Genomic DNA, 20,175 nt, shown 5'->3' with positions numbered 1-20,175 from the left:
TTATTAACTTAAACCTTGCTGCGCTTTTGAATGCACTTTTCCATCTAAAAAGGTAATTTCAACTAATGAAGTTGGATCGCTTCCCTTCCATGAAAAAATTTGTTTAATTTGTGTAGAATCTTCTACACCTTCTTCTATAAGTAAATTACCATCAAAACCAATTACATCTTTCACTTCAATATAAGTCATTCCTTCATTTATATTTGAGAAATGATTTAGATTGATAGATTCTTTCTTCTCACTTTCCATCACAGTAGAAGAAGTCGCTGTTTGTTTTTTCACTTCTTTCTTCTGTTCACACGCTGTCATACTGAAACCTAAGCATAAACTACATAATATAAAAGTGCTTTTTTTCATCATAACAGTTGTCCCTCCCATAATAATTAAACCATATATTCCCTTAAAAATAAACTGAATATTTAATATTATATTGAAAAACCCTGTACAATTTAGTACAGGGTTAAGGTTAACTTTTTTTATTCAAATGATTATTTGATTGGTCATTCTGTTCTTTTCTTAGTTCTTGTTCTTCATCTTTTGGTAATTGTTTATCATTATTTTTAATTGGATTCGTTTCTCGATTTTCAATCATGTCATTTGGAACTTGCGGCATTACTCGGCCAACAATTGCTGCTAACTCATCAAGTATACCTTCACCTGTTTTTCCTTTTTCAATTTGCTTTCCAATTTGTTTCAGTCGTTCATACGTATCAACATCTGCTACAACGACTGCATTAGCACCATCTGGATCGTTTTTTAAACTTTCTGCAACAGAGTATTTAATGGAATCAACACGAGTTCGATCGAGTTTCGCTTTTACATCAATACCTACAATAGCATATTTCCCAACAACGACCGCTGTTGCATCATTCACACCTGGCACACTTGCCGCTAAAGATGCTAAATGGTCTGCTGCTTTTTCATTTGGCTTATTTGGTTTGTTCGTATAATTAACATTTTTCATCGAAACATTTTTTTGCTCTGGCTTTTCGTTTGGATTGTCTTTTTTTCCAATACTGCATCCAGTTATAAATAAGCAAAGCATCAACATATATATTAAGATCTTCATTATTCTCACCACTTTACTATTAAAGTTTAATCATAAATTTTTTCAACAGCTTGCATTTTCTTCACTTTTTCCTCTGCTCCGCTATTTGCATTAATGAAAATTTGGTACGTATCTTTCCCTAAAGTACCTACAAATTCATAGCAAAGTACTTCATTATGCAAATCATTTACAACTACGGCTTTACGTTCTTCCATAACTTTAACATCTGGATTGATTTTCTTTCTTGCTTCTGCTGCAGTTAGCTTTGCTGAGGGAACTGTTCGTTTTTGGTGTGATGCTAAATATTCTTTTGCAGAGAAACCAACGATAGAACCATCATCTAAAGCAATTTTCATTTGAATTGCTTCTGGATAAATTCGTACGCCATTCTCATTTACTACATACGTAAATACACCAACGTTATCATATTGTGAGCTATCAAAAAGCTCCATATTATTAAACTTGTGGTCCTTTAAAAATTTCAAACCTTTACTTCCTGCATCGTTTAAACTAATTTTCTGTTCTTTAATTTCTCGGTTATTCATAACCCAAATTGGATATCCGCCTTTTCCGGTAATATCCATATAAAACTCATTATTCGTTGCTGGATCTTTAATTTTCACACTATAGAAAGATTCTTTCGCACCTTTTCCGCTTTTCTCAACATCTACTTTTTCATTTCCTTTTAAATTCAAAAATGATTTTGCGATTTTCGCCGCTTCATCTTTAGAAATTGCTTTTCCTTCTGCTTCAAATCCGCCTTTTTTATTTTTTTGCGCACTAGTAAAGGTCGGTCCGAAGTTTGTAGACGAATACGATGTTACGTTTTTCTCTACTGTTTTTAATCCATCAATAATTGTATTGTCTGCAGGATCACGATTTGATGCGAGTGCCATCTCAACATCCATCCAGCGTAAATTATTTTTCAAAACAAGATGTTGTACTTTTCTTAGTTCATCTTGTATATTGCCTGCATTTGAATATAAAGTTTCCAACGTTTTGTATTCTTGATCATTTAACGGCTCTTTTTCTAAATCACGAATGGCTGCACGGTAACTAAAATCGCCGATATTTGCTAAAAATTCTTCCGTTTTATTAAAAGGCATTAATGTTAAAGGCAGTTGTCCTACATCCGAACGAGCTACAGATGTTATTCTCCATACGTCTGCTAATGCAGGTGATAAAGATGCACGTGAATTCATCGCGAGCGTTGTTCCAATTTTGTCGTGCAATAAATCAACCTCATATGCTAAATCATGAAACGCACGTTGATAGCTATTTTCTGCTCGAATTAATACTGCATTCTTCTCTTGATGTTCTTTGTAGCCCCAATATCCTGTTCCAACTACACCGACTGTTAATAATACGATTATAATACCTCGTAACATAGTTCCACCTCCGCTCTATTTACAGAAAATATGTTTCCCGATCTTTTTAATTTGTGGACGAGTCCAAATCCATTTACTTGTTGCGGTATCTGGATTGAAATAGTACAATGCATTTCCTGTTGGATCCCATCCATTAACTGCATCTAATACAGCTTTTTTCGCTGTTTCATTTGGCGTTAAATATATTTGTCCGTCTGCTACCGCTGTAAATGCTCTTGGCTCAAAGATTACACCCGAAACGGTATTTGGGAATGATGCACTTGTAACTCGATTTAAAATAACCGCAGCTACTGCAACTTGCCCTAAGTACGGTTCACCACGAGATTCTCCATATACTGCGTTTGCCATAAGCTGAATGTCATTTTGAGAATAACCATTTGGAACATTTGTCCCTTTATTTTGAGATGGTTTATTTTCTTGTGCAGTACCACCACTATTTCCTTTATTCGTTGTCGTTCCTTTATTAGCTGTTGACTTGTCATACCTCGTTGCTTTTACTAGCATTTGCTTCGTTTTAGCTCCAGCTAAACCATCAACAGGTAATCCGAATTTCTCTTGAAAATTTCGAAGTGCCCAGTATGTACCCCATCCGAAAACACCATCCACTTTTCCCGTATAAAATCCGTTATATTTCAAACGAGATTGCAGTTCAATGACATCTTCGCCAGATGCTCCTCTTTGAATGACTTGATTAGAAAAAGCTTCAACATTTTTTAGTTGTATACTATTTACCATCAAAGATAGTCCTATGAATGCAAGTAAAATTGCTATTTTAAAAATAGCTTTTTGACGCATGATTTTCCCTCCTTAATTACGGAAATGATTTCTTGGTTATGTTTTGTAAAAGCCTCGCTTTTATGTAAAGAAGACAAAAAAATCCAAACTCATATCGTTGAAAAAATATGTAAACAATATAAAAAAATATAAAAGGAGTTCATCATGAAAAAATTGTTAAAGCGTATCGCACTCGTCATTTTGTTCATAACTACATGTTCAAATATATATACTGTCCCATCAATTGTTCATGCGCAGCCTCCGTATGCCAAATGGGGGAAACTTGCTGTAGAAAAGACGAAAGAACAATACCCAAAAGCGGAGATTATTGATTACCTTCATATAGGTAGAAAACCGAAAACCGTTCAAATAACGGTTGAAAAATTTAAATTGTGGCTACGTGAAGATGGAAAAGAATATGGTGTTTTTGTTTATGTAGAATTTGAAACGAAAACGGAGAAATTTATAAAGATGTCGTTTCAGAAGACGAGTAGATAAAATGAAAGAACCCGCACTGTTTATATTTTAAACAGTGCGGGTTCTTTCATTTCTATAATCCATTCCTAAATTTACACCTTTCAAACATTCTCTCTTCTTATATAAACTTATAATGCTCCTGTACATGCTCAATAAACAATTTCAATGGAACAAGTCCACGTTTTGGCATATGACTACTTATTACAGCAACAAGTTCTAACTGTGGAATGATAACGATGTATTTTCCGCCATATCCCATAGCAAAATACATACAATACGGTATGTGAAATCTTTCGTTATTCAAAACCCACCAGTGATATCCATAAGCCCCCACATGTTCATACGTTTCAAATAGAGCTTTACTAGATTCTTCTAACCATTTCGATGATACAATTTCATTCCCTTGCCAATATCCATTCTGCAAACATAATATTCCGAGCTTTAATAAATCTTTAGATTTCATTTTCATACCGAAACCGCCGACATGTATGCCTTGCGGATCTTGTTGCCACTCATATTCGGTAATTTCTAATGGATCAAATAAATATCTTTTCGCAAACTGCTCTGTCGACATTCCGGTAACTTCTTGAACAATATAGCTAAGCAAGTGAGAAGACCCTGAGTTATAATTCATTTTTGTAGCTGGTTCTTCCATTATTGGTTTTTCTAATATATACTGCACCCAGTTTTCCGATTCTACAAAATCATTTGGGAACACTACTCCATTTCCGAACTCTTTCCAATCTTCACCTGTAGTCATCGTTAATAGATGATAAATTGTTAATTCGTTTTTTTCTTCTGGTATATTTGGAATCCATTTTGTAATTGGTGTATGTATATCATTTATATATCCTTTATCGATTGCAATACCTATTAATATGGATACAATACTTTTTGTAATCGAATTTATTTTATATAAATTACTTGCGCATTCTATCGTTTTATAATATTCATTGGTTAGCTCACCTTTTTGATAAACGAGAAATGTATTTACTTTTTTCTTTTCAAATTTATTTTCTAGTTGCTTGAAGTCCAAAACTTTACCTCCAATTAAATCATTACCTTATTTATTATATCTTGTAGCTTTAATTAAAACATAAATGTGTTCAAATAAAAAACAAACCTGCCAGTAATAAACTGACAGGTTTGTTTTTTATAATTTCGTACGAACATTCCAAAGCTCTGGGAAGAAACATTGATCAAGTACCCTTTTCAAATAAGATACACCAGAAGATCCACCTGTTCCCATTTTATGACCAATAATACGTTCTACCGTTTTCATATGACGGAAACGCCATTGTTGTAGCCAATCTTCGATATCAATTAATTTTTCAGCAAGCTGATATAAGTTCCAATATTTTTTCACATCGGCATACACTTCTATCCATGCTGCTTCTACTGTTGCGTCTTCTTCATAAGGCTGCGTAATATCACGATTTAACACATCTTTATGAATAGGGAATCCTTCTTTTACAAGTGCTTGAATTGCCACATCATACAAACTTGGTGCGTGTAGCGCTGTATGAAGTCGAGCGTGTAATTCTGGATCTTTTTCATAAATTTTTAATGCGTGCGGCGTTTTATAGCCAAGCGCATACTCAATCATACGATATTGATACGATTGAAAACCTGAAGCTTGACCGAGTGAGTCACGAAACTCAATGTACTCTGATGGTGTTAATGTCGCAAGAATATCCCAAGATTGAATAATTTGCGACTGAATTTTTGATACACGTGCTAACATTTTAAAAGCTGGTTGTAATTTATCTTGTTTAATAGATTCAATCGCTGCGTTTAACTCATGTAAAATAAGCTTCATCCAAAGTTCACTTGCTTGGTGAATCACGATGAATAACATTTCATCATGATGATTTGATAATCTCTTTTGAGAAGATAGTAAACTATCTAATTGTAAATACTCCCCGTACGTCATATTCTCTTTAAAGTCCGTATGAATTCCTTTTTCCATAATTACCTTTTCGTTTTCTTTCATATTAGCCAAACGCCCCTTTTATATAATTCTACTTATATTGGTCTAATAACTGCTCGAACTGGACTTCCATCTGCATCTGTTAAGGCAAGTGGTAATGCGATTAATTCATAATCGCCGTCTGCTACATGATCTAGTACGACATTTTCTAAAATGTGTATACCATGTTTAAACAATTGGTGATGCGCTGCTAATTCTTTATCGTCTAATGGATCTACTGATGGTACATCTACCCCAATTAAACGAATTCCCTTTTCAGAAAGAAATGGTGCGATATCAGCACGTAAATGCGGAATTACATTCGGGAATTCATTCGCTTTACCATGTGAAGATGTGCGTAACAACAAGCGTTCTATACCTTCTAAATGAAAGGTTTCTAATTCCTTTTTCCCAATGCTTTCAAGATTAGAAACATCAATGATCCGCGCTGGACCGACATAAACTTGAACATCTAAATCTATTACTTTCTTTCCATCATTATCAAAATGAAACGGTGCGTCAATATGAGTACCTGTATGAATACTCATCGTTAACTTTCCGACATTTACTGAGCCACTCTCTTCTTTTGACCATGAAACTTCATACGAGAACGGTGTATCACCTGGCCAAGTAGCAATATCATTATTTAGCGGTTGTGAAATATCAATCCACTCTGAAGCTTTCATACTTATGCCACAACCTCTCGCTTATTTTCAAACTGCTTATACTCTTCATCTTTCATAATTTTCTTTAATATTTGTACAGATTTCCACACTTCTTCGTATGTGTTATATAAAGCGACCGGCGCAAGTCTTACTCCATTAGGTGCACGGAAATCAGGGATAACTCCATTTGTTTTTAACGCTTTACATATGCGTGCTGCTTCTGCATGTTCTAAATAAATGTGCCCGCCTCGTTTTTCATCCTCTAATGGATTTCCAATTGTAAATCCGTAATCTTTTAATTCATGATCAATCAAATTAAGCATGTATCTTGTAATATGTAGTGATTTTTCGCGTAAACGTTCTATACCAGCATCTTTAAATATTTCAAGAGAACCAATTAAAGGTGCAGTACTTAATACGTGCGGTGTACCAATTTGATAAGCACCTGCATGATCAGCAGCTGTTAATGTATGTTCCATATCAAACTGCTTATCTTTTCTAGAACTAAACCAACCTGATAATCCTGGAAGTCTATTAAAATGCTTTTTATTTACATAAAGGCCCGCAACTCCACCAGGTCCTGCATTTAAATATTTATAATTACACCAAATGGCGAAATCAACATCCCATTCTTTGAAATAATGCGGAATAGAACCGATTGAATGACATAAATCGAATCCGATATGAATACCACGCTTATGTGCTTCCGCTGTTAAACGTTTCATATCAAGAATTTGGCCGCTTCTATATAGTACAGAAGGCAATAAAATTAACGCGATATCATCTGTCATTTCCTGAATAATATCATCTTCAGAAAGTGTTCTACGATCTCGGCTTTTCACTCGTACTAAATGCTCATCTGGATCTAATCCTTTTAAACGAATTTGACTTTGAAGTGCATATATATCTGATGGGAATGTTAATTCATCAGCAAGGATTTTTGTGCGTATTCCTTTCGGCTCATAAAACGTCGCAATAACTTGGTGTATATTCGTAGTAGTGGAACCGGTTACAATTGTTTCTTCCGATAAAGCTCCAATAAGAGGCGCTGTCAATTCACCTAATTTCTCAGAAAGGAAAAACCACGGATGCTCACCCTCTGTCCAGCCATCAATTCCATACTCTTTCCATGAATGTAGCAACGTAAGTAACGATTTCTCTGCTCTTTTTGAAAGTAGCCCTAATGAGTTTCCATCTAAATATATTGTTCCTTCTTTTTTATAGAATTCAGTTTGAAAATCTTTCAGTCCATCATGTTTATCACATTCAAGCGCATACTCATAAGTTGGTTGAAATGGTTCTTTATACAAGGTGTCACCTTCTCTTAATTTTCTTTTTATTCTAACTAATTGAAATATATCACCTTAGTTGATATAACGTCAATGATATTATGTCAGTTGACTTTATATATGAATTTCTTTTACAATACAGTTATATTTTCAGATATTTCAGTATAAAGAGGTGATTCTTTGAAAAACTATACTCTTTCATCAAGAAAACACCGCTCCTTAGAAACAAAGAAAAAACTTTTACACTCTGGCTATACTATTTTTATACATAATGGTTTTCAAAAAACGACAATTACACAAATTATTAAACATGCAGAAACTGGTTATGGGACAGCATATGTATACTTTAAAAACAAAGATGATCTCCTTATCGTTTTAATGGAAGATGTCATGAATCAATTTTATGATATTGCTGAGCACTCCTTTTCCCCTCAAACGAAAGAAGAAGCACATAAAATGATTCAAAATCAAGTTAGAGCATTCCTACAACTAGCAGAAAAAGAACGAGCTATATTGCAAGTTGTGCAGGAAGCTATAGGATTATCAAAAGAGATACGTCAAAAATGGGACGAGATACGGGAACGCTTTATAAACAGTATTGCGCAGGATATTACATACTCTCAAGAAGGTGGATTAGCACAGCCTGAATTAAATAAAGAAATTGTAGCTAGTGCTTGGTTCGCGATGAATGAGATGTTTCTTTGGGCAATTGTGAAAAATGATAAAGAATTAGAGTTAGGAGAAATTGTGCATACATTGACGGAAATGTATACGACTGGGCTATATAAATAGAATACTCATTTATATAGGTGTGCTATTGTATGGTCTATAAAAATATTTTATCTGGTTATGGTGATGCTAAAAGTGTTTTTTTAAATAACGGGAATGTCTTAGCAATATTTCCAAGGTAAGAAAAGCGAACATAGCCTTGCCTCTTCTGAACTTGCCTATTGGATAACAGAAAGATTTTGCATTGATAAAGAGATGTACCAAACAGCTATTAAAATTTTTAATGAGCAAACTTCAAAAAAATAACCTGTTACTCAACAAATTAAGTACCAGGTTATTTTAAATATTTTATTACCGATACAATAATACAAATTAGCGATGTAAGTAAAAGCAAAAGTCCCATATTCTTATTCTCTTTTTCATCCTTCTTAACATTTTGTATCCCCATTCCAGCAAGCATAAAACCTAACAATAATTGCAAAATAAGCATACTTTGCTTCGAATCATCATTCCAACTGTAAATAGAATAGCCCATTACAATAATAGCGAGTATAAATGGGGTAATTCTAATTATAAAAACACCCCCTATTTGATTCTATTGTGTTAACCTACTCACAATTCCAACAATAAACTTATACTCAGCTCTACTTTTTCTTACTTTCTTAAACCCTTCTTTCGTATCAAAAATAAAACATGTTTTCCAAAACCAAATTCGTGCATATAAAGACTCAAAATAAATAGGTTTTATAATTCCTCGTTCCTCAAATTCAGTTCCATCTTTATTTTCTATTTCTGTTCGAACGAACCACCTATTTCCAATACCAATTTCAATATACTTCACATAAGTCCACCTTCCGGAAATTAATTTCTAACTATTCTATTATTTCCCCGGTAAGCGCACATTCCGACAGAACATGAGCCCATAAAGAAAAAGTAGATTACAAAAATCTACTTTATAACTTATATTTTTGCATTCGTTTATAAAATGTACTTCGAGGTACAACTAACAGTTTTGCAGCTAAAGAAACATTTCCATTCGTCTTTTCTAGCGCTTCAATCATACTATCACGCTGTATTTTTTCACGAAAATTTAATGTATGCTCCGTTTTATTTTCTGCTTGCAATTCAAGTTGATGTTGATTTCCCATCATTGTTTGTAATAAAAAAGAGATTTGTTTTTCGCATATTTCCCGTCCTTGTGACAAAATGTAAATACGTTCTAATACATTTAATAATTCTCGAATATTTCCGGGCCATGTATGTTGTGAAAATTGATTACAAATACTCTTTGGAAATACAACATTCCAATTCTTTCGTCTACAAAAATCTTGTATGAAGTACGGAATATCCTCTTTTCTTTCTATTAACGATGGAACATAAAGTGGATAAACATGTAAACGATAATATAAATCTTGACGGAATTTCCCTTCTTCTACTAATCGCAGTAAATCTTTATGTGTCGCAGTAATAATACGAATATTTAGCGGTACCTCTTTTGAACTGCCAATTGGGGTTACTGTTCGTTCTTGTAAAACACGCAATAATGCGACTTGCATCTCTGGTGGCACTTCACCAATTTCATCTAAAAATATTGTTCCACTGTCTGCTTGTTCGAATTTCCCTTTAAATCCTTGACGTCGCGCACCTGTAAACGCACCTTCAGCATAACCGAATAATTCACTTTCCATTAATTCTTTCGGCAACGAACCGCAGTTAACAGCTATAAAAGGACCATTTTTTCTTGGACTATTTTCATGAATCGCTCTCGCTACATATTCTTTCCCTACACCTGTTTCACCACAAACATATATACTAGCATCAGTTGGAGATACAAGCTTAATCTCTTCTAAAGTATGTTGAAATGCATTGCTTGTCCCAATAACTCCAGGGAAAGTAATTCCGTTTATAAATGGGGAAGTAGAAAATAAATTTCCTTGTTTATTCTCCTGTACATAAATACATTTCCCGATCATTCTATCATTACTATATACTGGTACTTCTAATTTAGGCTTCAATCCATGTTGCATTAAATCTTCAAGTTTCATTCGTGACCAATTAGAAACACGTTCTCGAACCTTTTTGCTTGCGGAAACGATAACATCACGATGATTACATATAACAACTTGTTCATCACTGTCAATTACATCTAAAAAACGATGGATTAAGTGTAGTTCGTTTTGATGCACTCGAATACTACATTCACGTTCAATCGCATGTGCAATCGAAGTTACCATCCCGAGCATATACGGATGGGAAAACTCGATTGGACAGGAGAAATCTAGAACACCAATTAATTTCCCATCATCATTATGAATGGGAGCGGCTGCACAACTCCAGCTATGAGATGCGACAGAATAATGCTCTGTACCACTTATCATAATAGCCTCTTCAATCTGTAACGCGGTTCCTATCGCATTTGTACCAACAGCTGCTTCCGTCCATTTCACACCTTCAATGAAGTTAATATGTTTCGCTCGTTTTAACGTTTGTTGATTTCCACTTAGCGATAGAACGTAACCGTCTGGATCAATTAATAATGCCATCATTTGCAGTTCATCAATGGTTTTCCTCATATTTTGTAATTGAGGTATTGCTATATCAAGGAAGATTTCACTCTTTTTCTTTTGATCTTGAAAAATGTTAGAAGACAAAATTTTCTGACCTTTATTCATATGAGGATTCACATTCGCTTGTTTACATCGATGCCATGACTCTGAAATTCTTTCGTTCATACGGTTCGAATCAAGGACTCCTTCATCAACAAACTTTTTCCATGTATGTAAGTAAAACGGTGAAGCTAACATTGTATCATCTCCCTATTCATTGTTTTGGAGATCTGTAAAAACATACTTTTATTATAAAACTGTATAAAAGTGTTTTCAATAAAACTAGAAAGACGACACAAATATGTTAATAATATGAATATATCAATGCGATTCTTTATTCTTTTTTAGTAAAACTATATTTTGTATAATAGACGCAAAGAAAATACATAACCAAAACCACTTTTGTGGATTGCCGTTTATAAAGAAAACTATCAACGCTATTGCAAATAAAGTAGTGGATGCTAAACTAAAATATAATTTTGTTTTAATTCCCACTATCCCTCACTCCTCTATCACTTTACAGTACATACTAACTCTTCATTTTTTAACTCTAATATGTACTTCTGTAAAACATATTCTCTTCCGCCATGTTTTTCATACCAATCATGTATTCTGTTAACATGCATCTCGTCACTTCTAATTTTTGATTCAATTTCTTTATACTGTTCATAACTATCATATTCCCATATGGCGAATATTTCTGTTGTACCATCATTATTATCTTTCATCCAGCGTCCTATTAGCCTGGAACCATGCTTTAACTGGTTAGGTAAGTTTGTGTTAGTAAAATGCTCATTAAATATTTCTACAAATTCATTTTTTACTATATAGTACTTTCTTCTGTAAAACATCCCACTACACCTCTTTTATGAACCTTCCCATTACAACCGTATTATAATACTTCCCATCCGACAGCTTTTTGTCATTTTTCAAAATACCTTCTACTTCAAAACCTAATTTTTTATAAAGTTGAATAGCTTTTTCATTTGTCTCTAACACTTGTAATGATATCTTTTTCACTTCATTTTCATCAGCCCACTGAATAGATTGTTGCAAGAGACTCTTACCAATTCTATATCCCCAAAACTCTCTTAAAATACAAACACCAAATTCTACTTTATGAGTTAATCTCTTCAAATTTGATCCTTCACATCTTGAAAATCCCACGATTCGCTTGTCCACTTCTGCAACTAAAAAGAGATTTTTCGTCTCTTCACTATCTGTTTTTATTATTTTTTGAAAACCTATCTTATCTATAAATCCCTCTCCAGCTTCTCTATCCATATTTTCAGTTTCGCCATCGATCTGAGCTCTAATTTCCGATAACTGCTCAGCATCCGTTTCAGCTGCAGAACGAATTGTATAAGTTAATCCATTTATATGAAACTCTTGTCCTTTTATAATCATTTCAAACTCCTTTTAAATGCAGTCTATTGATGCGATTATAATTTCTTTACCCTGTTTCTCAAATTGTTGAATCGTTTCTTTACTAGCTTCTTCATCTGTTATTATAAGGTCAATTTCTATTAGTGACTCTCCTTTTATAAAGCAGTCTCTTCCAAGTTTCTTATGAAGAGCTAAACAAATGTTTCTTCTAGCAATTTTACTTACTGTTTTTCCAAAATAAGCAACTTCCGGCGTTGCAGTACTTATACCATTCAATGAAATACCACCACCTGTAGAGAAATAAAGATCAATAGATAATCTACTGATCAATTCTGAGGCAAGTGTATCTGTCATATTTCCTGATGGTTTCACCTTTCCACCAATTAAGTACGTATCTACATTCTTATACTCCCGTAACTTACTAGCAATTTCTAAAGCATTCGTAATCACTGTAAACGATGTTTCAGGTAAATACTTTAACATGGCATAATGAATAGAAGCCCCGCCAATAAAAACGGAATCTCCTTCTTGTATGTAGGATGCAGCGACTTTTGCAATCGCTTCTTCATTTATAGAACGATAACTATAACGTTTCGATGGTTCAGCAGCTAAGTTTCTTACTCGCGCAAGTTCAACTGCACCTCCGTGCGTTCTTTTTAATAATCCATCCTTTTCCATAATAGACAAATCTCTTCTTATCGAATCAATAGACATATCGAAACTTTCCGCAAGATCTTTAGCAATTACCCTTCCATCTTTCTTAAGTAACTCTAAAATTTTCTCTCTACGCTCTTCAGTAAACATGTTCCCACCACCATTATTGAAGATTCAGAAATTTAATCTTTATTTTAATTATATGCATGTCTCTTCCGTTTTACAATATTTTCAATTCTTATTCACTCCGTTTTATTCAGCTTTTTCCCTCTTTCTATTCCGTTAACTTCAGAACGAAATAAATGTATATTTGCATATTCCACAAACATACTTCCATTTAACTTCCTATTGATATAAAATTATTCCTATGTTTTACTTTTTAACACAGAAAGGAATTATTATGAAATCTATAATTAAAGTAACTTGTACAGCATTATTATTTACAGGACTAATGGCAGGATGTAATGGGAATACTGCACCGAAACAAGAAAAGAGCGCTCTTGAAAAGGATGCAATGCACTATGGGGAAATATATAAAAATGAATACTATAGAGCAACTGTTGAAAATGCTAAATTCGAAAAAATAGACAAAGAGTGGCGTCTCACAGCTCGAGTTACTATAAATAATGCTCGTACTGACGGACAAACGATAGATCTTTCAGAAATAAAATATTTCATAAAAGATGAAAAAACGGGTGAAAAATACGAAGGTGAAGTTGTACAAAATGAAAATGCTAAAAAGGTTCCTTCTGAGTTTTCTTTAACTACCGACATTGTATTTAATATGAAAGCTTCTCCAAAAGATTTAAATACCATGTATTTATACATAGATAGCAAAGCTGCGCCGTTAACAGATACTTATTGGAAACTTGATAATTTAGCATCTAAATAAAAAACAGTGTTATAAGACTGTTTTTTATTTTGTAAAGTTATAAATTTTACTAGTTACCTATCTCAAGCAATACGTCTTCTGCACAAATTGTCACTTCTTCAAATGGGCAATCAAATAAAACACCCAATTCGAACCCTTCATTAGTAAGATCTATTTCATGACATAACCACCAAGCACCTTCAAAATCTTCCGGAATAGAACATTTCGTTACGCCTGTAAAAGTTACTTCCAGTTTATCAAATTCACTAAAAGTACCACTGCAATCTAATATAATAATTAGCGTATCTTTTGATATTCTCTCTACTGATTTGACTACACTGTCATGTAGTGAGTAATCATGTAACTGAATAACATTTGTTGGGAGTTTTTTCTTAATCGAATGGAATTGCTCTAAGTAGAATCGATCTAAATGAGCCCTTCTTTTCTCACAATCCTCTATCCATTCTTTCATAAGTTTTTTCAATTCACTAGAAGGATATTCTGAATTAATTATGGTGTTATGAATAAATGGGTGTATGGATTCAGGAAGGAATTTTAATAAATCTGTTTTCCTTTCCTTTATTCCCTCTATTAAACTTTGTATATCCATTTCTGACCATTCTTTTATAGACTCTATAAAACTTACAAATTCTATAATTTGCATTTCTTTATACCAATCTCCAGTGAAATTCTTCAATCGCACCACCCCTAAAACATTTTAACATCCCACAAAAGCAATACATCTATTTATTATATCATTCCAATAACTATTTTTTCTAAAGAAAAAATGCAAAACTATAAATATTCCGCCTTTTATTTCTAAAACTTCAGAATATTTACAATAATTGATAATTAGAATACATTTTACTAGTACAAAGTTTCACCTGTACAAAATCTAAACAAAAAGGGATGGTTATATGTTGAAGAAATTAGTAGCAGGTACACTAGTAGCGGGATTTGCATTCACTGGAGGACTTGGAGTAGCAAGTGCTGAAGAAAAAGCTAACACAATTAAGTCTTTTGATTATTTAAAAGTGGATGAACAGAATGTTAATTCACTTACAAAATTAAGTGATCAGGACAAGAAAGATATCCAAATTACTATGGTATTACCAGAGCAAAATGAAAATGGAGATTGGTTAGCTTACGGTTTTACTAGCCGCGAAACATTAGATGCTTATATTGAAAAGGATAAAAAAGTACTTAAAAATAAAATTAATCCTTTAGGTAGCGGTGCTGGTAGTACTGATTTTTATGAACATAAAGATAAAGGTGGCCAATATATTTACTGGAGCAGCGGTTTTAAAAACTTACCTTCTAGCTGGAATGACAGAATTTCTTCTGTAAGTACAGCATCGCCTTCAGCAAGTTATTCAACGACACTTTGGGAGCATACTTCAACACAAGGCTATGGAAAAGGTGTTGTATTCAAACATGCTGATTGGTACGGTAAAACTGCTAATTTAGCTGCTGATTGGAACGATATTACTTCAGCGATTGACGTAAAAAAATAATAAGATATTCAATTTTCCCTGTAAAAATTCAAACCACTATTCTCTTATTCATTTAGAGAATAGTGGTTTATTAATTTTCTATTTAAGCATGTACAGCATGCCCTACAGCTTGTAATAACGCTTCATGAATCGCTTCAGATAAAGTTGGATGCGCTGCAATATAATCTCTCATAATATCAGCGGTAACTTCTGTATGAATCATTACAGTTCCTTGTCCGATTAGTTCGGTTGCACGAGGACCGATAATAGAAATCCCAACAATTTCTTGATATTTAGGTTCCACGATAACTTTTACTTTACCCGTTTGTTCTCCAATAATAAGCGCTTTTCCGTTCGCTGTAAAAGGAAATTCTCCGATAAGAATATCACCGTATTGTTCTCTTGCATCTTTTTCGTTTAAACCAACACTTGCGATTTCTGGGGATGTGTATATACATCGAGGTACTGCATGATAGTTAACTTTCACATCTTCTCCACTCGCATGTAACGCTGCTGTCGTTCCTTCATGGAAAGCAACGTGAGCAAGTTGTATTCCACCAATCACATCACCTGCTGCGTAAATATGTGATACATTTGTTTGCATATGTTCATTCACAGAAATTCCTTTATTTGAAAATTGAACACCTGCTTTTTCTAAATCTAATTTTTGTACACGTGGTTTTCGGCCGACAGAAACGAGAACATATTCCGGATTGGCTTCTTGGATACTTCCTTCATATTCAAATGAAGCTTGCTTCTTATAATTATTTAATCCTTTTAAAGCAGCTCCTGTAAATATTTCCACGCCATCATTTTCTAGATTATCTCTTAAAATATGTGCGATATCTTCATCTTCACCAGGTAGTAATTGCGGTGCCATTTCAACAATCGTAACTTTTGTTCCAAGACGACTATAAATACTTGCAAACTCGCAACCTATTACACCACCGCCAACGATTAATAATGATTTCGGTATATTTTCTAGGGACATTGCATGGCTACTATTTAAAATCCACTTCCCATCAAATGGAGCAAAAGGTAATTCAGTCGGTTCTGAACCTGCTGCTATAATGAACTGGTCTCCATCTACTACATCTACTTTATCACCGTGTGTAACTCGTACACGGTGATCTGTTTCAAATTTCGCTTTACCTTGTATAACTTTTATTTTATTTTTCTTCATTAAATATTGAATTCCTTGGACAAGCTGCGTTACGATCTGTGATTTCCTCGCCTGTATTTGCTTCCAATCAACTGAAATACTTCCTTCGTTAAGCATAACTCCATAGTGATTTGCTTTTCTCACAATGTCATGCACTTCTGCACTTTCTAACAATGATTTCGTAGGCATACAACCAACATTTAAACAAGTCCCGCCAAGATCAGCTTCATCAATAAGAGTGACATCTTTTCCATTTTGAGCCGCGGTAATTGCCGCTACATAGCCAGCAGGTCCGCCTCCAATAACGACTAATTTACTCATTCTCTCACCTTCTCTTTATAAAAGAATTGTTACAGGTTCTTCTAAATAACGTTTAATTGTGCGTAAAAATGCAGCTGCTGGTGCACCATCTAATACACGATGATCGAATGTTAAACTTAAAGGTAACATACTGCCTTTTTTTATTTTCTTTCCTTTATATACAGGTACATGTTCAATTGCACCTACACCTAAAATACCAGTTTCCGGTGTATTTAATACTGGCGTAAAATATTCAATCCCAAAGCTACCTAAATTACTAATTGTAAATGTTGTTCCTTGCATATCATCACTACTTAAACTGCCTGCTCGTGCCTTTTGTGCCACATTCTTAATCTCTTTAGATAACTCTACTAAAGATAGATTATTAGCAAAGCGAATAGCTGGAACGACTAATCCTTTTTCTAATGCGACTGCCATACCTAAATGAACATGTTCAAATTGATGAATGGCATCATCTATATAAGCGCTGTTCATTTCTTTATGCTCTCCAAGCGCTAATACAACAGCACGAGAAACGAAATCCGTAATGGTTAGTTTGTTATCGTATCGTTTTTGTACAACTTCCGCTATTTCTTTATGTAAAGCAATTAAATCTGTAACATCTACTTTCATCGTTAACGTTAATTGCGCACTATTTTGTAAGCTAGCATGCATACGGTTTGCGATTGCTTTCCTCATACCAGTCACAGGAATGACTTTACTTTCTTCTTGTTCAAGTACTTCTGGAATTGCAACTCTTTCTTTAAGTGCCTTTAATACATCTACTTTTATAATTCTTCCACCAGGTCCTGTACCAATTAATGATCTAATATCAAGATTTTCAGTTTTTGCAATCTTTTTCGCAACCGGAGATATTTTGACTCTTTGCTTCGTCACATCTATCGCATATGGTTCTGCATGTTGTACATTTTTAGGTTCTGGATTCGGTGTTTTCTCTTCTATAACATTTGTACTTTCATAGACTTCTACTTTTTCGTTCGGTTTACCGATATAGCAAATTACAGTACCCGGTGGAACTCCCTCATCTTCACTTACAGCTATATCAAGAACAGTTCCATCAGCCGGTGCTTCTATTTCAGTTTCGATTTTTTCCGAGTTAATGCTAGCAATTAGTTCACCTTTTGATACGTTATCGCCTGCTTTAATATTCCAGCTCGTAATGATACCTTCTTTCATCGCCATACCTAACTTTGGCATTACAACTTCTACAGCCATGTTTCTCTCTCCCTTCTCGTCGTTTCATTACACATGTAATAAAGATTGGTCTCCGATCATTTCTGATACAGTTTCAATTACTTTCTCCGGCGTTGGTAAATATAACTTTTCAAGTGGTGGAGAGAATGGAACTGGTGTATGTGGTGCTGTAATCCGTTTAATAGGTGCATCTAACATATCGAATCCTTTATCCGCTACAATTGCCGCAATATCTGTTGCGATACTACATCTTGGATTTGCTTCGTCAATAACGATTAGGCGATTTGTTTTTTCAACAGATGCTAAAATGGTATCTTCATCAAGCGGTGACAAAGAACGTGGATCGATTACTTCTACTTCAAGTCCTTTTTTCGATAATTGCTCTGCAGCTGCAAGTGCTGTATGAACTTGTTTTCCAATTGCGACGATTGTTACATCAGAACCTTCACGTTTAACATCTGCTTTCCCTAATGGAATTGTATAGTATTCTTCTGGTACTTCGCCTTTCATATTGTAAAGTGTTTTATCTTCAAAGAAGATAACTGGATCGTCATCTTCAATTGCTGCTAATAATAAGCCTTTTGCGTCATACGGAGTAGAAGGAACGACAACTTTTATACCTGGAATGCTCGTAAATAACGCATATAAACTTTGTGAATGCTGTGCCGCTGCGCTAAAACCAGCACCATGCATCGTACGTACTGTAACTGGCACTTTCGCTTTACCACCGAACATGTAGCGGAACTTTGCGCCTTGGTTTAATACTTGATCAAGACAACTACCGATAAAATCATTAAACATTAATTCAGCAATCGGACGTAATCCTGTTGCAGCAGCTGCCATCGCCGCTCCCATATAACCCGCTTCTGAAATAGGTGTATCTAAAATACGATTTCGACCAAATTCTTGTACAAGGCCTTTCGTAACACCAAGCACACCGCCCCATGCTTCATCGTCTTGCAAGTGATCAACTTGTGCACCGCCTGCAACATCTTCTCCGATTAAAATTACATTTTCATCACGACGCATTGATATTTTCATCGCTTCATTAATTGCAGTTGACATACTTACTGTTCTAGTCATTATTTTTCAACCTCCTCTTATTTGTAAGAAACGTATACATCTTTTAATAATTCTTCATCCTCTGGATATGGACTATTTTCACTAAATTCAATTGATCTTTGCACTGCTTCATCTACTGCCTTTTCCATATCGACAAGTTCAGATTCAGTTAATAGCGCTTCATGAATTAAATGCTTACGGAAATTCACAATCGCATCTTTTTCATTTAAATGTTCTTCTTTTTCTTCTGAAGTTTTATACGTTTGTGCTTCACCTTCGAAATGACCGTAATTGCGATATGTCATACATTCAATTATTGTTGGACCACCACCATTACGCGCACGTTCTACTGCTTCTTCCGCGGCTTTATATACTGCAAGTAAATCTTTTCCATCCACTTGAACACCTGGAATATTGTAAGCTTTTGCTCGATCTGCAATGGAATCACAACTTGACGCATATTCAAATGTCGTTGCTTCACCGTAACCGTTATTTTCGGCGATAAAAATAACTGGTAACTTCCAAATCGCTGCTAAGTTAACCCCTTCGTGAAATGTCCCTTCATTATTTGCTCCGTCACCGAAGAAGCAAACACTCACATCTTTCGTTCCTTTATATTTAGCTGTTAATGCTGAGCCGCAAGCAAGTGGAAAACCTCCGCCTACAATCCCATTTGCACCAAGCATTCCTTTATTTAAATCGGCAATATGCATGGAACCGCCTTTACCTTTACATAACCCAGTCACTTTCCCGAAAAGTTCAGCCATCATCCTGTTTAAATCACAGCCTTTTGCGATACAATGTCCATGTCCTCTATGCGTACTTGTAATACTGTCACGATCCGTTAAGTGGGCACATACACCAACTGCTACTGCTTCTTCACCTGCGTATAAATGAACGAAACCTGGCAGAACGCCTTGCGCGAATAATTCATGTACCTTATCTTCAAACTTACGAATTTCTAACATTTTTTCATACATCCAACTAGCTTGTTCTTTCGTAATTTCATTCCCTTTACTTTCAGTTGTTTTTAACATGTTCAGCCCTCCTATTTTCTTGTTCATCTTTTATATTGCAAATACTGTGC

The 20,175-nt window shown here is 34.5% G+C and carries 23 protein-coding genes; 4 read left to right on the top strand and 19 right to left on the bottom strand.

Going from position 1 to position 20,175, the window contains the following annotated elements; genetic code table 11:
* Positions 1-3 precede the first annotated feature (3 nt).
* The 4 genes from QCI46_RS13880 to sleB all read right to left on the bottom strand — a co-directional run bounded on the left by QCI46_RS13880 (position 4) and on the right by sleB (position 3,231).
* Entirely contained in the window at positions 4-360 is a 357-nt protein-coding gene (locus QCI46_RS13880; protein ID WP_327961547.1) for a hypothetical protein, read from the bottom strand.
* Between the two features lie 106 nt (positions 361-466).
* Positions 467-1,069 carry a YhcN/YlaJ family sporulation lipoprotein gene (locus tag QCI46_RS13875; RefSeq protein ID WP_327961545.1) on the bottom strand — a complete coding sequence of 201 codons (603 nt, stop codon included), beginning with the start codon at positions 1,067-1,069 and terminating at the stop codon, positions 467-469.
* Between the two features lie 26 nt (positions 1,070-1,095).
* A complete protein-coding gene (ypeB, locus tag QCI46_RS13870) occupies positions 1,096-2,436 on the bottom strand; it encodes a germination protein YpeB (protein WP_048547301.1) in 1,341 nt (446 codons plus the stop codon).
* Positions 2,437-2,451: 15 nt separating this feature from the next.
* Positions 2,452-3,231 carry a spore cortex-lytic enzyme gene (gene sleB, locus QCI46_RS13865; protein ID WP_353840565.1) on the bottom strand — a complete coding sequence of 260 codons (780 nt, stop codon included), beginning with the start codon at positions 3,229-3,231 and terminating at the stop codon, positions 2,452-2,454.
* A 144-nt stretch (positions 3,232-3,375) separates the two neighbouring features.
* Between sleB and QCI46_RS13860 the strand changes: the two genes are divergently transcribed.
* A complete protein-coding gene (locus QCI46_RS13860) occupies positions 3,376-3,708 on the top strand; it encodes a DUF3889 domain-containing protein (RefSeq protein ID WP_353840564.1) in 333 nt (110 codons plus the stop codon).
* Positions 3,709-3,805: 97 nt separating this feature from the next.
* Here the strand turns inward: QCI46_RS13860 and QCI46_RS13855 are convergent, their stop codons facing one another.
* The 4 genes from QCI46_RS13855 to kynU form a co-directional block, all read right to left on the bottom strand.
* Positions 3,806-4,723, bottom strand: a complete 918-nt coding sequence (locus QCI46_RS13855) for a serine hydrolase domain-containing protein (RefSeq protein WP_353840563.1) — start codon at positions 4,721-4,723, stop codon at positions 3,806-3,808.
* 117 nt (positions 4,724-4,840) lie between these two features.
* Positions 4,841-5,680, bottom strand: coding sequence for a tryptophan 2,3-dioxygenase (gene kynA / locus QCI46_RS13850; RefSeq protein ID WP_353840562.1), 840 nt, complete (start codon positions 5,678-5,680; stop codon positions 4,841-4,843).
* Between the two features lie 32 nt (positions 5,681-5,712).
* Positions 5,713-6,342, bottom strand: coding sequence for an arylformamidase (gene kynB / locus QCI46_RS13845; RefSeq protein WP_088608810.1), 630 nt, complete (start codon positions 6,340-6,342; stop codon positions 5,713-5,715).
* Between the two features lie 2 nt (positions 6,343-6,344).
* A complete protein-coding gene (gene kynU, locus QCI46_RS13840; protein WP_353840561.1) occupies positions 6,345-7,631 on the bottom strand; it encodes a kynureninase in 1,287 nt (428 codons plus the stop codon).
* Positions 7,632-7,790: 159 nt separating this feature from the next.
* On the opposite strand from kynU, the gene QCI46_RS13835 reads away from it, so the two are divergent.
* A complete protein-coding gene (locus tag QCI46_RS13835) occupies positions 7,791-8,402 on the top strand; it encodes a TetR/AcrR family transcriptional regulator (RefSeq protein WP_353840560.1) in 612 nt (203 codons plus the stop codon).
* 271 nt (positions 8,403-8,673) lie between these two features.
* Here the strand turns inward: QCI46_RS13835 and QCI46_RS13830 are convergent, their stop codons facing one another.
* From QCI46_RS13830 to QCI46_RS13805, 6 genes are all read right to left on the bottom strand, one after another.
* Positions 8,674-8,913, bottom strand: a complete 240-nt coding sequence (locus tag QCI46_RS13830) for a DUF3953 domain-containing protein (protein ID WP_353841873.1) — start codon at positions 8,911-8,913, stop codon at positions 8,674-8,676.
* 21 nt (positions 8,914-8,934) lie between these two features.
* The gene (locus tag QCI46_RS13825; protein ID WP_353840559.1) at positions 8,935-9,180 is read right to left on the bottom strand and encodes a DUF3977 family protein; all 246 of its coding nucleotides are present in this window, start codon (positions 9,178-9,180) and stop codon (positions 8,935-8,937) included.
* Positions 9,181-9,292: 112 nt separating this feature from the next.
* Positions 9,293-11,143, bottom strand: a complete 1,851-nt coding sequence (locus tag QCI46_RS13820; RefSeq protein ID WP_353840558.1) for a sigma-54-dependent Fis family transcriptional regulator — start codon at positions 11,141-11,143, stop codon at positions 9,293-9,295.
* 314 nt (positions 11,144-11,457) lie between these two features.
* The gene (locus tag QCI46_RS13815; RefSeq protein ID WP_353840557.1) at positions 11,458-11,796 is read right to left on the bottom strand and encodes an NIPSNAP family protein; all 339 of its coding nucleotides are present in this window, start codon (positions 11,794-11,796) and stop codon (positions 11,458-11,460) included.
* 4 nt (positions 11,797-11,800) lie between these two features.
* Entirely contained in the window at positions 11,801-12,352 is a 552-nt protein-coding gene (locus QCI46_RS13810) for a GNAT family N-acetyltransferase (protein ID WP_353840556.1), read from the bottom strand.
* A gap of 12 nt (positions 12,353-12,364) precedes the next feature.
* Entirely contained in the window at positions 12,365-13,135 is a 771-nt protein-coding gene (locus QCI46_RS13805; RefSeq protein WP_327961470.1) for a DeoR/GlpR family DNA-binding transcription regulator, read from the bottom strand.
* A gap of 250 nt (positions 13,136-13,385) precedes the next feature.
* On the opposite strand from QCI46_RS13805, the gene QCI46_RS13800 reads away from it, so the two are divergent.
* Positions 13,386-13,877, top strand: coding sequence for a hypothetical protein (locus QCI46_RS13800; protein WP_098089922.1), 492 nt, complete (start codon positions 13,386-13,388; stop codon positions 13,875-13,877).
* Between the two features lie 49 nt (positions 13,878-13,926).
* On the opposite strand, the gene QCI46_RS13795 is transcribed toward QCI46_RS13800, so the two are convergent.
* Positions 13,927-14,553 carry a DUF4085 family protein gene (locus QCI46_RS13795; RefSeq protein ID WP_353840555.1) on the bottom strand — a complete coding sequence of 209 codons (627 nt, stop codon included), beginning with the start codon at positions 14,551-14,553 and terminating at the stop codon, positions 13,927-13,929.
* A 220-nt stretch (positions 14,554-14,773) separates the two neighbouring features.
* On the opposite strand from QCI46_RS13795, the gene QCI46_RS13790 reads away from it, so the two are divergent.
* Positions 14,774-15,370: a hypothetical protein gene (locus QCI46_RS13790; RefSeq protein WP_087983884.1), complete on the top strand. Its 597-nt coding sequence runs from the start codon at positions 14,774-14,776 to the stop codon at positions 15,368-15,370.
* 82 nt (positions 15,371-15,452) lie between these two features.
* On the opposite strand, the gene lpdA is transcribed toward QCI46_RS13790, so the two are convergent.
* From lpdA to acoA, 4 genes are read right to left on the bottom strand one after another with little or no spacing between them, the layout of a single operon-like run.
* Positions 15,453-16,832, bottom strand: coding sequence for a dihydrolipoyl dehydrogenase (gene lpdA, locus QCI46_RS13785; RefSeq protein ID WP_327961195.1), 1,380 nt, complete (start codon positions 16,830-16,832; stop codon positions 15,453-15,455).
* A 15-nt stretch (positions 16,833-16,847) separates the two neighbouring features.
* The gene (locus QCI46_RS13780) at positions 16,848-18,047 is read right to left on the bottom strand and encodes a dihydrolipoamide acetyltransferase family protein (RefSeq protein ID WP_353840554.1); all 1,200 of its coding nucleotides are present in this window, start codon (positions 18,045-18,047) and stop codon (positions 16,848-16,850) included.
* Between the two features lie 27 nt (positions 18,048-18,074).
* On the bottom strand, positions 18,075-19,109 hold the full coding sequence (acoB, locus tag QCI46_RS13775; protein WP_327961199.1) for an acetoin:2,6-dichlorophenolindophenol oxidoreductase subunit beta: 1,035 nt from the start codon (positions 19,107-19,109) through the stop codon (positions 18,075-18,077).
* 17 nt (positions 19,110-19,126) lie between these two features.
* Entirely contained in the window at positions 19,127-20,125 is a 999-nt protein-coding gene (acoA, locus tag QCI46_RS13770) for an acetoin:2,6-dichlorophenolindophenol oxidoreductase subunit alpha (RefSeq protein WP_353840553.1), read from the bottom strand.
* Between the last annotated feature and the right edge of the window lie 50 nt (positions 20,126-20,175).

Source organism: Bacillus cereus group sp. RP32, assembly GCF_040459735.1.
In the GTDB taxonomy this organism is placed as follows: Bacteria; Bacillota; Bacilli; order Bacillales; family Bacillaceae_G; genus Bacillus_A; species Bacillus_A wiedmannii.
Note: the sequence above shows the minus strand (reverse complement) of the source record. Positions and strands in the feature narration are given on the sequence as shown.